The sequence below is a fragment of the Paenibacillus sp. FSL H3-0310 genome (assembly GCF_038002785.1).
GTDB lineage: Bacteria > Bacillota > Bacilli > Paenibacillales > Paenibacillaceae > Paenibacillus_AQ > Paenibacillus_AQ odorifer.
Genome location: NZ_JBBODC010000001.1, coordinates 4,271,506 through 4,287,399, shown reverse-complemented (window position 1 = coordinate 4,287,399; position 15,894 = coordinate 4,271,506). Strand labels below are relative to the sequence as shown.

6 protein-coding genes are annotated in these 15,894 nt (G+C 46.8%); 3 read left to right on the top strand and 3 right to left on the bottom strand.

Annotated elements, in window-relative coordinates:
* The first annotated feature begins 17 nt into the window (after positions 1 to 17).
* From MHH63_RS19490 to MHH63_RS19480, 3 genes are all read left to right on the top strand, one after another.
* Positions 18 to 2,072, top strand: coding sequence for a methyl-accepting chemotaxis protein (locus MHH63_RS19490; protein WP_341144048.1), 2,055 nt, complete (start codon positions 18 to 20; stop codon positions 2,070 to 2,072).
* A gap of 152 nt (positions 2,073 to 2,224) precedes the next feature.
* Entirely contained in the window at positions 2,225 to 3,157 is a 933-nt protein-coding gene (locus tag MHH63_RS19485; protein ID WP_341171977.1) for an AraC family transcriptional regulator, read from the top strand.
* Positions 3,158 to 3,275: 118 nt separating this feature from the next.
* On the top strand, positions 3,276 to 4,781 hold the full coding sequence (locus tag MHH63_RS19480; RefSeq protein ID WP_341171976.1) for an alpha-glucosidase/alpha-galactosidase: 1,506 nt from the start codon (positions 3,276 to 3,278) through the stop codon (positions 4,779 to 4,781).
* A gap of 1,242 nt (positions 4,782 to 6,023) precedes the next feature.
* Here MHH63_RS19480 and yhbH read toward each other — a convergent pair.
* The 3 genes from yhbH to MHH63_RS19465 form a co-directional block, all read right to left on the bottom strand.
* Positions 6,024 to 7,187: a sporulation protein YhbH gene (gene yhbH, locus MHH63_RS19475; protein ID WP_036684553.1), complete on the bottom strand. Its 1,164-nt coding sequence runs from the start codon at positions 7,185 to 7,187 to the stop codon at positions 6,024 to 6,026.
* 173 nt (positions 7,188 to 7,360) lie between these two features.
* Positions 7,361 to 9,046 (bottom strand): hypothetical protein, encoded by a 1,686-nt coding sequence (locus MHH63_RS19470; protein ID WP_341171975.1) that lies wholly within the window; start codon positions 9,044 to 9,046, stop codon positions 7,361 to 7,363.
* Positions 9,043 to 15,780, bottom strand: coding sequence for a DUF7507 domain-containing protein (locus MHH63_RS19465; protein WP_341171974.1), 6,738 nt, complete (start codon positions 15,778 to 15,780; stop codon positions 9,043 to 9,045). Before MHH63_RS19465 ends, MHH63_RS19470 begins: the two co-directional genes overlap by 4 nt.
* Positions 15,781 to 15,894: the final 114 nt, after the last annotated feature.

The following is a 15,894-nucleotide window of genomic DNA, read 5'->3' as shown; positions in this document are numbered from 1 at the left end:
CATGGGGAGTGAACTTAATGAAAAAGTCCTGGACTCTATATTTTAAATCTGTTGGAGTTAAACTGTTCGTTATTTTATTTAGTTCTATAGTTCTCTTATCCTCCGTGCTAGGATTGACTTCCTATTTTGCCGCTAAAAATATCATTACGAATGAGGTTGCTGCAGCCTCCACACAATCTGTAGTTCAGGCAGCGGACAAGCTGGATTTTGTGCTGTCAGAGTATGAGGCACTATCAAGGCAGTTTGCACTCGACTCTGTGTTAAAGGGTGATTTAGAAAAAATAAATAGTGGCGAGCTTACAACTGTGGCCAAAGCGGGGGCTGAAGATCGGATTCGCAGAAAGCTGGACTTGGTAAAAGGGTCTGATGAGCGGATGTATGGCGTCAGGCTGGTATCCAAGAGCTTGGTAGACTCAGAATCTTATAAGTCTGCTGGTATAAGTGGGATTCGTAGTGATGAAGGCATTTCCGCAAGATTAGAGCAAATTGCCGCAGCTAAAGGAGAGCCAGTCTGGTTTCCCGTTCGTGAGAAAGGCTTTTTTGATGCTTATACTGAGCCATCCTTAACTATGGGGAGATTGCTGCGTAATCTTTTACATCCCGAAGCGGAGTATTACATGCTAATCGAAGTGAAAGGGAAGGCCATGACTGAAATGCTGTCTAACCTTCAGATTGGGATGACCGGTGAAATTCGTATCTTGAGTGCGGATGGCAGCATTGTGTATGGTGCGGATCATGCCAAGCTGGGTCAACCCTCTTACATAAAAGTTTCAGAAGAACAAGGGAAAGAGCAAAATCATTCATTTACAGCGGAGGATGAGAACGGAAGTTCTCAGCTTGTTGTATACCAGCCCCTGGCGACTGCCAAGTGGATGCTTATGGGGTATGCTCCTGTCAGTGATTTTACTAAGTCTGCGGACAAGCTTTTATATATCACATTTTCTGTGGTGCTGGCGGCAGCCTTAATAGCACTACTAATTGGTTATATTCTTGTTCGATTGGTAGGGCGCCCGCTGGGTAAGCTGGCAATCTTGATGGAGGAAGGAGAGCGTGGGAACCTACAGGTACGAACCAATTTCAAGGGCAAAGATGAGATTGGCCGCTTGGGTCAAAGCTTCAACAAAATGATGGAGCAGATCTCCTTACTTGCAAGGCAGAGCGGGAATTCGGCAGATGAGGTCCTCCTTACTTCGGAACAATTAGTACAAGCATCAAGTACAATCTCCCTCCATGCCAGAGAGGTTGCGACCGCTACCGGTGAGATTGCAGCGGGGTCAGCCAGCCTCGCTGTTGAAGCCGAACGCAGTTATCACAATGTTGAGATTATCGGCAACAAAATGAGTGAAGTGACGGAAATAAATACAGTGATGGACCATTCAGCAGAACGGGTCATTGAGGTTAGCAATCAAGGTACAGAGCTGATGAAGCTGCTGGTAGAGCAGAGTGAGTCTACGGTAGAGGTGATCAATCGAATTCAAGATAATTCTACTAAGCTCAGAGAAAGCACTCATTTAATTCGCAGTATACTCAGCCCTATGATTGCTGTGAATAAGCAGACCAATATTTTGGCACTAAATGCTACCATAGAAGCAGTTAGAGCAGGTGCGGCAGGTAGAGGGTTCATAGTGATTGCTGATGAAATCAGGCAGCTCGCTAACCAGTCGAATGAATCGATTCAATCGGTCTCCAAGATCACGGAAGAGATTGGTCTACATATCGAGAACACCGTTAAGGATATCAATGAAGCCGCTCCTAAGTTCCGTGAACAAATCTCTTCTGTAAGAGAGTCGTCAACGATATTCGCGAGTGTCAAAGAGGAAATGGAACATTTCATGAGACATATTAGTGAATCTTCTGCTTCTGTCCTCGAACTGATTGAGTTCCAGCGTCAACTCGGTGAATCCATGGCCAGCGTAAGCTCCATCGTCCAGCAAACCACTGCTTCGACGGAGGAGGTAGCTTCTATGTCATCTCAGCAATTCACGGTTAGTGAGGAATTGGTTGCCCTATCGGAAAAGCTGGAGGGCTTGGCAGCCGATCTTAAGCACTCTTTGGTTTCTTTTCAAGTATGACAATATTATTCTAATAGAGACGGGCAATTTTCCAATATAATGGAGAGTTGCTCGTTTTTGTTGATTTGATTGCTATCGGACGTTATCTTGTCTTCGAAGTGGCTAAAGGGATACACTTGTATTAAGTAATAAATGAAGAAAGTAGTGATCCATTGACGAACTTAAGTCTGAGTCCTAGCGGGAGTCTTTTTCAGCAGGTTTTAATCGAGGGAGATTATAGTCCTCATTTTTTTGCTTACTATTATAAACAGTGGAATAACTACAATATGTCTTACCATCAGCATAATTCAACGGAAATCATGTATTTGATCTCAGGAAGTTGTATCGTGGATGTCCGTCCAAGCTCAGGAGGAGAAGAGAGAGTTCGGCTGAAGCGGGGAGAATTGATCATCCTAGACGCGAATGTTCCGCATAGGCTGATTGTTGAAGAGGGAGCACCATGTCGGATGCTAAATGTGGAATTTGGCTTCATGGAATATAGAGGGGTTGCACCCTCTGTCGGCAAGCTAGCCCGTGAAGAAGCGGCGCTCGCAGAAATGCTGCAGCTTCCTTTTTCCAGTTTAGTAATGCCTGATCCGGAGGAAATCTATCATGTTCTAAAAGGACTTGTGTTAGAGCTTGATCAGAGCGGTGGGAAGGGGGGAAGTATGGTTGATTTATTATTTTGTGAGCTTCTGTTGCGATTATCCAGACTTCGGCAAGAGCAGCTTCATACCAGCCAACAGCCCTCGCAGCTTTATGTGCGCCGGAGCATCGAATTCCTGCATCAGAACTATGACCAGAACATTCAGGTTAAGGACATCGCTGCCGCAGTTAATCTGCATCCCGGATATTTGCATCGAATTTTTAAGAGCCATACGGGTCGGACACTCAGCGATTACTTAAATATGCTGCGAATGGAGAAAGCGAAGATGTTGCTTGGGCAGAGCGACATCCCTATTGCTGAAATTGCAGATTACGTAGGAATTAGCAGCAGGCAATATTTTCACCTTCTTTTTAAAAAATACGCCGATTGCACGCCTGTAGAATTCCGCAATTCCATTGAGCGTCACGCCTGGAGTTATGAAGAGCATGATTTTCAGTAGATAGGTTAGGATTTTTGACACCTTCTTTCAAAAGAGGTCATGATATTGGTTACGCTTTCCTTAGGTCCCTTGCTACAATGGACAGGAACAACCAATTCATTACCGGAGGATGATAACCATGTCATTTAAAGTGTCTTTTATAGGGGCAGGCAGCATTGGATTTACCCGTGGATTGTTGCGGGACTTACTAACTGTACCGGAATTTAAAAATATCGAAGTCTCATTTATGGATATTAACAGCCACAATCTGGAGATGGTCACGGAGCTATGCCAGCGTGATATTAAGGAGAATGGTTTAAATATACAAATTCAGGCGACAACGGATCGCAGAGATGCACTGAAGGATGCTAAGTACGTATTTTGTACTATTCGGATGGGTGGGCTTGAAGCCTTTGCTACGGATGTGGACATTCCCTTAAAATACGGAGTCGATCAGTGTGTGGGAGATACTCTGTGTGCGGGTGGCATCATGTACGGGCAACGCGGAATTGCGGAGATGCTGAATATTTGCCGTGATATCAGGGAGATGGCAGCACCGGATGTGCTTTTGCTTAACTATTCGAATCCGATGGCTATGCTGACCTGGGCCTGCAATAAATATGGTGGTGTTCGGATCATCGGTCTATGTCATGGTGTACAGCATGGGCACCAGCAAATTGCAGATGTGTATGGTCTTAAGAAATCCGAAGTTGATATTATCTGTGCGGGCATCAATCACCAGACCTGGTATATTTCAGCAAGTCATGAGGGGAAGGATCTGACCGAAGGTCTTTTAGAGGCTTTTGAGAAACATCCGGAATTCAGCCGTACGGAAAAAGTGCGCATCGATATGCTTCGTCGCTTTGGCTACTATAGTACAGAATCCAATGGACACTTAAGTGAGTACGTGCCATGGTACCGTAAACGCAGTGATGAAATTATGGGTTGGATCGATCTGGGGAGCTGGATTAACGGAGAAACTGGTGGTTATCTGCGTGTCTGCACGGAAGGTCGAAATTGGTTCGAGACCGATTTTCCAAACTGGATGAAAGACCCGGCACTGGAGTATACGAAGGAGAATCGCGGGGAAGAGCACGGCTCTTATATTATAGAAGGGTTGGAAACGGGACGAGTGTACCGGGGGCACTTTAATACAGTGAACAATGGCGTAATCTCTAATTTACCAGAGGACGCCATTATCGAAGCACCGGGATATGTAGACCGGAACGGGATCTCCATGCCATTGGTAGGTGAATTGCCGCTTGGGCCTGCCGCCGTATGTAACGTGAGCATTTCAGTGCAACGTCTGGCGGTTGAAGCAGCTGTACACGGCGATGATAAGCTGTTACGTCAGGCATTTATGATGGACCCACTCGTTGGTGCCGTATGTAATCCAAAAGAAATCTGGCAGATGGTCGATGAGATGCTCGTCGCAGGGGAACAGTGGCTGCCTCAATACAGCGAAGCTATTGCTAAAGCCAAGGAACGTTTGGCTTCAGGAGAGCTTATCCCAACGAACGCTAACAACGAAGGCGCTGCTCGCCTGAAGGTGAAGTCGGTGGATGAGATGATGCAGGACCGGGAAGCAGCGAACAAAAATGCTGGTGAGTCTGATAAAGGCAAGGATAGAGAGAAGGTTCATTAGGCTGTAGCGTGAAAGCTGTTTAACTATAAATAACCTCCACATTCCAGAGTTTGGGATTGGAGGTTTTTTTAGGATGGAAGTCTAAGAGGGGAAAAACAAAACAGCAGTCATAGCTTACGAAAACAAGCTGACATGGGTGGGGAGTACAAGTTTATCGGTACCGATCCAAATTGTGAAATTAGGTTTATAGTAGGAGTTATTATGTAACTGAAAAAAGAAAGTTAGTTTAATTTCACTGGCTTATTTTTTTATCTATACCGTAGCGCCGAGGGCTACAGTAATCCCAAAGTTGCCCTACATACTATTCTGACGCATTCCTCGATACTTACGGACTCAGATGAGCAATTTGCCCACCCCCGATACTTGCGGACCCAGATGACGCTATTCGCCCATCCCCCGATACTTGCGGACCCAGATGACGCTATTCGCCCATCCCCCGATACTTGCGGACCTAGATGACGCTATTTAGCAATTTATCGCCTTTGGAGCGTATTATCGGACCCCAGTGCAGCTATTGCTCAGAATGAGGCTCGTTTTTGGTGTTTTTCATGCCTATAGCGGCTATGGGGTCCGATAGCAAGCCAAATATGCGATAAAGCTACGTATAAGGTCATCTGTGTCCGAAAGCGCCGATCCCCCAGTTGCCCTACATACTATTCTGACGCATCCCCGATACTTACGGACCCAGATGATGCTATTCGCCCATCCCTCGATCTTACGGACCCAGATGACCCTATTTGCAAATTTATCGCCATTGGAGCATATTATCGGACTCCAGTGCAGCTATTGCTCAGAATGAGGCACGTTTTTGGTGTTTTTCATGCCTATAGCGGCTATGGGGTCCGATAGCAAGTCAAATATGCGATAAAGCTACGTATAAGGTCATCTGTGTCCGAAAGCGCCGAACCCCCAGTAATCCCAAAGTTGCCCTAGATACTATACTGAACGCATCCCCTGTTCTTACGGACCCAGATGACGCTACTCGTCCATCCCTCGATCTTACGGACCCAGATGACGCACTTTGTCCATTCCCTGATCTTACGGATCCAGATGACGCTATTCGTCCATCCCTCGATCTTATGGACCCAGATGACGCTATTCGTCCCTCCCCCGATACTTGCGAACTTAGATGACGCAATTTACGAAGTTTGTTGTTTTGTTCAAGAAGGAGCAACGCCAAAAACGCGGATGTCCCATCAGCCATTTTTGGCTTTTGGGATACCCGCGTTTTGGAGTGGGGGATTAAGAATTAACCGTACCCTTTGGACTAAAGAAGGTCTTCAGCGCCTGATACACTTCTTTTTTGTCTTTAATGACGTAATGCATGAATTGTTCATGTTTCAGATGGCGATAAGCTGACATCAAGGTACTGCTTCGATTGTATTGGTTCACCTCACCGTAGCCGAACATATTGCTTCGTTTCAGCAGTTCTCCGATCAGTTTCACGCAACGTTCGTTGTCGGAGGTGAGATTATCACCATCGGAGAAGTGAAATGGATAAATATTGTACTGCGCAGGCGGGTAGCGGCTATCGATAATTTCAATCGCTCGTTGATATGCCGAGGAACAAATCGTTCCCCCGCTTTCGCCACGGGTGAAGAAATCATGCTCACTGACTTCCTTAGCCTCCGTATGGTGGGCGAGAAAAACAATCTCTACCTTCTCATACTGGCGGCGCAGAAAACGGGTCATCCAGAAGAAGAAGCTGCGGGCGCAGTATTTTTCAAATGAACCCATCGAACCTGACGTATCCATCATCGCAATAATGACCGCATTGGAATGAGGTGTTCTAATATCATCCCATGTTTTGTAGCGCAGATCATCTGGGCTGATACTGTGAATGCCGGGATTTCCGCTGCTTGCATTGCGTCGAAGATTTTCCAGCAGCGTACGTTTTTTATCGATGTTGGACATCATCCCTTTTTTACGAATATCGTTAAAAATTATGGATTTGACCTCGATCTCTTCTTTATTCTTAGGCTTCAGATGAGGCAATTCCATATCCTGAAACAGAATGTCCTCCAGATCTTCCAGATTGACCTCTGCTTCCACGGTATCTTGGCCCGGCTGATCACCTGCTTTTTCTCCTTTGCCGGGCTGTGCCGATTGTGAATCGCGCCCAAGCACATCGCCGACCTGACTTTCCCCGTCCCCCTGTCCTACATGCTTCTGTTTACGGAAGTTATAAATAATCCGGTATTCATCCAGACTGCGAATCGGAACCTTCACAATCTGCTTACCGCCTGACAAAATAATATTTTCTTCGGTAACGAGGTCAGGCAAATTATCCTTGATGGCTTCTCTGACCTTTTGCTGATGGCGTTCCTGATCCTGATGACCTTTACGATGAAGGGACCAGTCTTCTTTTGAGACTACGAAGGAAAAGGGACCGGATGATTGCGACAGGATGACCACCTCCCATGGAATATGAATGTTGATTGAGGGAATTTTTTGCAAAGTATATATTTGGATCCCCCGCAAAGTACCTGAGTACGCATAGAAAGCAAAGCCTCACTTTGTGGGGATGTTTTGGGGTTGTAACTAAAGTATATTCATGGGGATGAGGGATATGTGATTTCTTATTCACTGATCTCATCTACGGTCAGCACATAGCTGTTAGATTGGCTTTCGCCAGAGTAGTTACGTCCATCCATATTGAAAGAGAATTGAGCATTTACGGATCCCTTAAGGAAACGACCCATTACCTGTTCACTCACCTGGACAAAATAATGAATGTTAACCATAGATGCAGCATTAACTATCCCCAGCGGCAAGGTGCCGGCAAATGAAGATTGTGGATTCGGAACTCCATCAATCACAATGCTGTTGGGATCAAGAAAACATTTTTCCGGGGTTAGCCGATTCAGAGATATTTCCGCAGGCCAATTTCCGCTATTGGTTAGTGAGATCCAGCATTGGACTCGCTCTCCTGCTTCTACGATAGTTGGTTTTGCATGGACTACGAGTGAAATGACAGGTGTGACTACTAGGGTGGTAACTGTATTGGAACGAGAGGTTTGCCGTACGGTCCGTCCGTCTGGAAGCACAAAGGTATACTGAACACTACCATGGTTTTGTACGGCTGCGATTTCATGAATGTTAATGGCTGCAGGTATACTCACTTGAAAAATTACAACTGCTGTAGTTCCGCCTCTTAAAGTACCTAACTGGATGCCTTCCGCTGGTCGTGCACCTTTTTGCAACACTCCATTTAAGAGAACACTATCCCATACGAAAAGAGTACCTGAAGGTATAGCATCTGTTAGGACTGCATTTACAGCCAGATTCCCGTTGTTCGTTACGGTAAGCTCATATCTCAAATTATCGCCCGGAGCTGCTGTAACATGATCCACTTTTTTACTAATGTTGACCCCCGCTTGGACAAGTGAGACAACCGCAGTGTTACTTTCGGTCGTAATTGTATGCTCATCGACTGCATAGGTGACAACCGCGCTGTTGGTTAAGGCCAACGAGGGAGAAAACTCTGTTACTCGGACACGAAAAGTAATATCAACGCTTAGGTCTGTGTCCAGCGAACCGAGTAATATCCCCTGTGCCGGGTCTGATTCTGGGTAATAAATCCCACCTGCAATGACACTCCCCGGTATAAACACCGCCCCGTCCGGAATAGAAATTATTGCGTTGATTTGAGTTAAAAGGCTGTTGCCTTCATTTGTAAGCCGCAAGGTGTAAGTGACTACATCCCCTATAAAAGAAGTCGGAGTACTTGCAGACAAGGAGGTCGAGAGCTGGTAGGAGCGTAAAGAAACCTGTACGGAATTTGAAAATAGATCACCTTTAACGATTCTTCCCTCCGGTGTGGAAAAAGAAAAACGGCCTAGCGCTTTATTTTGCAGCACTAGGGAAGACGGCAGGGAAATGATGACGACTTGAAAGGCGATGCTCACTTGATTCTGCGGTGCAATAGAACCAAGGGGGATGCCTGAAGACGGTGTAGCCCCCGGAAGAGGCACACCGTCTCTGAGCACACTGTTGGAAATAAAGGATACACCTTCTGGAAGAATGTCAAACACCGTCAAAAAAGCATCTGTATTTCCATTATTACTGGCTGTAATGGTATACACCAAAGTGTCGCCTAAAGAGGCGTGGAGTTTATCTGTACTCTTCAGCAATGAAAGCACGGGGCCCACGACCGGGGTGTTAACGGTATTGGAATAGACAATTCCGTCAACACCCGCTGCCGAGTTGAAGAGTACCATGGACTGATTGGTTACGACAGGTTGGGTACGTGAGCCGGGAATCATAACGCTACTACCTGAACCTGGAAGGTAATGGTTGAAGAAGCACCTGCAGCAATTGTACCAATTGCGATTCCCGAAGCCGGACTGCCACTAGGACGTGGGGCTCCATCTACGGTAATGCTTCCCGTTACGAACTGGCTGCCAGCTGGAATAGGGTCAACCATGATGACATTATTAACTGGTGCAATCCCTAAATTGGTGACAACAATCGTATAGGTGATGATATCGCCAACAACCGCATCAATAGAAGTAGTGCTCTTAACCACACTTACGTCAGGTGAAGATACAGGGATAATTAGGACATTTGAGACAGAGGATCCCGTGAGTGAACGTCCATCTGGTGGTGTGAATGTGAAATTTGCTGTAGCTTGATTGACCAATTGCTGCGGTGAAGGCAGGGACGCAATAGTAACCTGTAAGGTAATCGTTACTGTTACTGTACTTCCCGGAGCTACCGACCCAATACTTAAGCCAGTAGCCGGATCTGATCCTGGTTGTGGTACCCCATTCACGAGCACGCTGTTTGGAACAAAGACAGCTCCGTTCGGAATGGTATCGGTAATAACTACATTTGCTATGAGGTTACCAGTATTCGTCACATTTAAGGAGTAAGTAATCGTATCTCCGACAGTTGCGGCGGTTCTGTCCGCCCCTTTGACAACTACAATGATAGGTTGATATACCGGAATAACAAGTGTATTTGAGAATGAAGATCCTGAGAATGCGCCGGAGGTGAAACTGACGGAAGCTTGATTACTAAGCGTTGCAGGATTAGGCAGCACATTGACAATCGTGTTGAACGAGACTTGGAAAGATGCTCCCGGTGCAAGTGTACCGAGCGAGATCCCGTTCGCTGGGTTGGCGCTAGGGCGTGGAGTGCCATCTACGGTCACACTGCCAGCGACAAAGCTAGAGCCTGCAGGTATTGGATCACTGAGGTTAACGTTACTGATATTTGCTATTCCACTATTGGTAACAGTGAGGTTATAAGTGATGGTATCGCCAACAACGGCATCGGTAGCTGTCGAAGATTTAGTGACGATAACGTTCGGTGAGGATACTGAGATTGTTGTTGTATTGGAATTGATCGAATTGTTAAATGTCCGTCCATCTGGAAGTGTGTATGCAAACGTGACGGAAGCTTGATTGAGCAGCTGTTGGCTTGCCGGCAATGTTGTGATAAGCACTGAGAACATTACAGACAGGCTTCCATTCGCGGAGATTACCCCCAGTGGGATCCCGGCAGCTGGGTCTGCTCCTGGAGCAGGAGCGCCTTGAATGAGTACACTATTTGGAATAAACGTTGTACCCGCTGGAATGGTGTCACTCAGGGTTGCTAAAGCTCCGTAGTTACCTGTGTTGGTCACATTTATAGTATAAGTAATCGTATCCCCAACGGTAGCATTGACTGAATTGGAGCTTTTTGCTGCTGCAAGGATAGGCAGATAGACAGGCGTCGTGACGATATTTGAGAAGGCTACATTTGAGACAACACCTGAGGTGAAGCTGACTGTTGACTGATTATTTAACAATCCAGTAGGCGGCAGTGAAACTACATTTACGGTAAAAGCAACAGTTACGGTTACACCGGGTGCTATGCTGCCTAGGGTCACTCCAGTAGCTGGGCTAACTCCTGTGCGAGGCACACCGTCCACAAGCACGCTGCCTGTCACAAAGGTGGTGCCGGCAGGAAGGGCGTCTGTGAAGACCACATTATTTACAGTGGCAATCCCGTTATTAGTTAAAGCTATGGAATAAGTAATAGTGTCACCGACTGTAGTTGATGTTGTGGTTGTAGTTTTAACTACAGCAATATTAGGTGAGGAGACCGGAATAGTGACGGTGTTAGAGAGTGCAGACCCATTAAGTGTACGTCCGTCGGGTAAGGTGAAGCTGTATGCTGCGGTTCCTTGATTGACCAGTTGCTGAGGACTAGGCAATGAAGTGATGTCAACCGTGAAAATGACTACGGTCGTTCCTCCAGGCTGTATTATTCCAGCTGCAATTCCGGTGGAAGGATCCGCTTGCGCTAATGGGAGTCCATTGATGAGCACACTATTCGGAACAAAAGCCGTACCTGCGGGAATATTATCCGTCAATGTTAAATTAGCAGCATAGTTTCCTGTGTTACTCACTGTCAGTGTGTAGCTAACGGCATCGCCAACCGTGGCATTGGCTGTACTAGCACTCTTGACTACGGCAATGTTCGGCTGGAACACAGGGACAGTAACGGTATTAGAAAAAGTGGAGCTTGAAATAACACCTGAAGTGAAGGTAACAGATGCCTGATTGATGAGTGAAGCTGTAGGAGGGACGGAGGTAACAGTAACACTGTAAGTAACCAGCGCTGATGCACCGGCTGCTAGAGTGCCGATAGATATCCCCGAAGCAGGATTCAAGTTCGGGAATGGAACTCCGTTGACAGACACGCTGCCTGTTACAAAAGTACTCCCTACCGGTGTAGGATCATTGAGTAAGACGCTAGTAACAGATTCTATACCATTATTAGTTATATTGACGTTGTAAGTGACCGTTTCACCAACAGCAACTGATGTTGAAGTAGTGCTCTTGGTAACGACAATGTTAGGAGCAGAGACTTGTAAAGTTACAGTGTTAGACACCGCAGTCCCAGATAACGGTCTACCGTCAGGCGGAGTAAAGGTAAAGCTTGCAGAAGCCTGATTACTAATCTGCTGAGGTGTTGGCAGGGAGATGATATCAACGGTGAAGCTGACTGCAATACTGGCACCAGGAGCGACATTTCCTACAGCTATCCCTGTATCAGGGGCTGATCCGGGTTGAGGCATGCCACCTACAATGACACTATTAGGAACAAAAACTGTACCTGCTGGAATGTTATCAGTTAGCGTAAGATTTGCAGCCAGATTACCTGTGTTGCTAACAAGCACTGTGTAGATGACAGAATCACCGACAACTAAAGCATCGAAATCGCCGTCTCCATCAGCGGCACTTTTTAATAAGGAGATTTGGGGCTGAATAACTGGTGTAGTTGTGATATTAGATGAAGAAGAACCGGAGAATACACCGGATGTAAAACTGACAGACGACTGATTGTTAATCTGTGATGGTATCGGCATCGTTATCCTCACCTCGAATGTTACGGTAGCTGTGGCGCCAGGGCTCAAACTACCGATTGGAATGCCGGCGGACGGAACTGCTAGCGGCAGGGTAGTGCCACTTACAATTACGGTTCCGGGAATAAAAGCGACATTCTCAGGCAGAGGATCGCTGAGAATGATATTGCTTACTGTTGCAATACTGTTGTTGGTCAATACAGAGGTAAAGGTAAGGATATCACCAGTAACAGCAGTAGCAGCGTTTACGCTTTTTACAACACTGACGTTAGGGGCGGACACTGGGACAGAGAGCGTATTGGACACTACATTTCCACCGAGCTGACGCCCGTCTGGAAGGGTGAAATTATATGTCGCTGAAGCAGAGTTCAGCAATACTTGTGATGGAGGCAGGGCTGTGATTGTGACCAGAAAACTTACGGTGACACTATCACCAGGAGCGAGCGGTCCAACTGGAATGCCAGTTGCCGGATTATATCCGGGCAAAGGTGTTCCTCCAATAATGACACTATTCGTGTCAAACACGGCTTGGGGTGGCAGGATATCAGTTACTAATAGAGTAGCTGCAATATTCCCGGTGTTGCTGATCAGGATGGAGTATGAGAGAGATCCCCCTACAGATGCCTGGGCTGCATTGGCGCTTTTGACCATACTAAGGATGGGCTGAAATACAGGTGTTACTATCGTGTTTGAGAGCGAAGAACCGGTGAACGCCCCAGAGGTGAAGGAGGCGCTGGCTCTGTTTGTAAACTGTGCTGGACTTGGCAAGGAAGCAACATTCACTCTAAAAGACACCGTGACAGAGCTGCCCGCGGCGATACTTCCGATTGCTATACCTGTACTTGGGTTAGCCGCTGCAACCGTCGAACCGTTGACAGTCACACTGCCTGCTACAAAAGCTCCCCCCGTAGGAATAGGGTCAGAGACAACAACGTTAGTAACAGTGACGCTGCTTGGGTTGGACACTATGACTGAATAAGTAAGATTTTCTCCAACCGCTACATTAGTTAGATTTGCAGTTTTGGTTAGTGTAATGTTTGGAGCGGAGACCGGAATGGTTAGGGTATTGGATAGACTGGTCCCGGAGAATGATCTTCCACTTGGCAGTTGGTAGGTGTAATTGCTATTGCCTTGATTATTCAGAACAGGTGGAGCAGGCAGAGATTGTACAGAGACAAGAAAGGTCACAGGAACAGCTGCCCCTGAAGCTAAAGTGCCTAAGTTAATTCCTGTAAGTGGAGAGTCAGCAGGTCTAGCAACACCGTTAACAGTTACACTTCCCGAGACAAAGGTGCTTCCTGAAGGAATATTGTCGCTCAGGGTTACAGCCGCCCCGATATTCCCTGAATTCTGAACATTTAACGTATAAAGAATATTGCCACCTACAGTTGCACTGGAAACGTTCGAGCTTTTTGCAATTTGGATTACAGGCTGATACACGGGAGTTGTAGTCGTGTTTGAGACTGAAATGCCAGTAAAAGCACCCGAGCTAAAAGAGGCACTAGATTTATTCAATAGCTGAGCGGGACTTGGTAATGAGATAACGTTGACTTGAAAAGTGACGGCGACGGAGCTTCCTGGAGCGATGGTACCGACAGCAATCCCTGTTCCAGGATTAGCTGAGGGTTGTGATACACCGGCGACGGTGACACTTCCGGGAACCAGCGATGTACCCGCAGGTATGGTATCTGAGAGTGAAACGTTGGTAACTGCTGCAATTCCGTTGTTACTGATTACTGAGGTGTAGAGCAGTATATCTCCGACAGTTACGTCGGTGAATCCAGCGCTTTTGACTACGGTAACATTGGGTGTTGTAACGGGAATAGACAAAGTGTTGGACGAGGCAGAACCAGCTACCGTTCGCCCATCTGGAACTTGAAACGTATAAGCGGCGCTTGCTTGGTCAACCAACTGCGGCGGTGAGGGAAGACTATTCACGATGACCCGAAATTGAACAGTAGAACTGCCACCGGCTGGAACCGTACCGATAGCAATCCCCGTGGCAGGGTTACCAGCGACAGGATTTCCATTGACGGTGAAGCTGCCTGCGACGTAAGAGCTGCCTGAGGGAATGTTATCCGTAAGTGTTGTTAACGCGCCGATATTTCCTGTGTTCGTGATTTGAAGAGTATAGGTGATCTGATCTCCAACCGTAGCATTGGCGGTACTGGCTGATTTCACAATGTTAAGGACGGGTGAATATACAGGTAAGGTTACTGTATTAGATGGAATGACCCCCGTCATGATAGGGCCTCCGGCTACACTTTGAAACGTAAAGGCAGCGTTGGCAGTATTTGCGATATTTTGTGGACTTGGCGGCAATGAAGTGACTTTGGCTTGATATGTAACCGTTATTGAACTGCTTAAAGCTAATGAGCCTAATGGGATTCCTGCTGTAATATCAAAAGTAGGCCTTACGACGCCAGCAACGACTACGCTTCCAGTTACAAAAGTGGATCCTGCCGGCAGCGCATCTGATAAAACGACACTTGCTGCTCCCGCTGTTCCTGTATTACTGACAGTCACCGTATAAGTTACCGTATCACCGACTATGGGGCCGGCTACATTAGCGCTTTTAGTGAGGTTTATTTTAGGAGCATTGATATCAACCTGTATGGCATTACCGTTGAGTACATAAGCATCGCCTGAGGTGGTTAATTGTAATACGGCTGAAGATTGATTGTTTATCAGCCGTGCGGAGACGTCAACATTGGTAATATCCCAGCCTTGACGGCCGCCGATAATGTTGGTCCCTGGGTTTCCGTTTATTTGATTGCGGTTTCCAAAGGTACCTGTTGTGTTTAGATTACCTGCATCATTGTTAATCTGTGACGCAAAAAAGTTGTTGGCAAAGTTATTAGGTCCCGATAAAGCAACAAGTGTAGCCGAGGTTGGACCAAACAACGCTTGATCCCCCGAACGGTTGGCATCCCCCTCCTGTGCGCTGAATAACGCTCTGCCGCCAAGCGCACCTGTAATTGGTGTTGCGAAGCCTGTGATCGTAGTTGAAACTGGGGCTGAGGTTGCCTGTACAAGTATTGCACCTGCCCGTAGGGACATATTGCGAAAAGGTAAGGCTGTATTTTGGTAGATTACGCCTAATGTCCAGCCAGCATGGTTGGCCGTGGAATCACTAGGGATAACAATCGTACCCACTACACCGCCAGTGGTGTAGGTGCCGGCGCCGCCTTGTTGGATAATGCTGGTCACGTTGGCGGAACGAACATATGCTGATGCACCACCTCCCAAATCGACTACGTTGCTCGTTGCTGAATCGGGAGTAACGCTGAATGTAGTGCCAGCAGGAGTTATTAGGGAGACAGGATTGTTAATGGCCGAACTGAGGTTAACGGTTCCGTTAATATAGGTACCGCCCCATATCAGTTCTGCATACAGCACTGTGCTGCCAGATGGTAGGACCAGTATGGCTGCTGAACTGTTGCTTGTATAAAGACTAGTAGTTCCGCTAGGATAGGAACCAAATGTCGATGAAGTATTAACAGTAGTAAAGCCACCGATGCTGTCTAGTGTCCCTGGCACTCCGATCGTATCGGAGCGGCTAAGTCCAAGCGTGTTGCCGGTAAATGTGATAGCACCGGTCGCATTGATCGTTGCCCGTACGACTAGTGGAATGATTCTCACCTCCTTCGAGGTTGATTTTGGCCAAAAGTGAACCGTCCTATAGTTAGGACGGCACAGTTAATACCTGTATGTTAGCCTATGATACAAAATGGGTATTAGTGTATGTCCCATCTT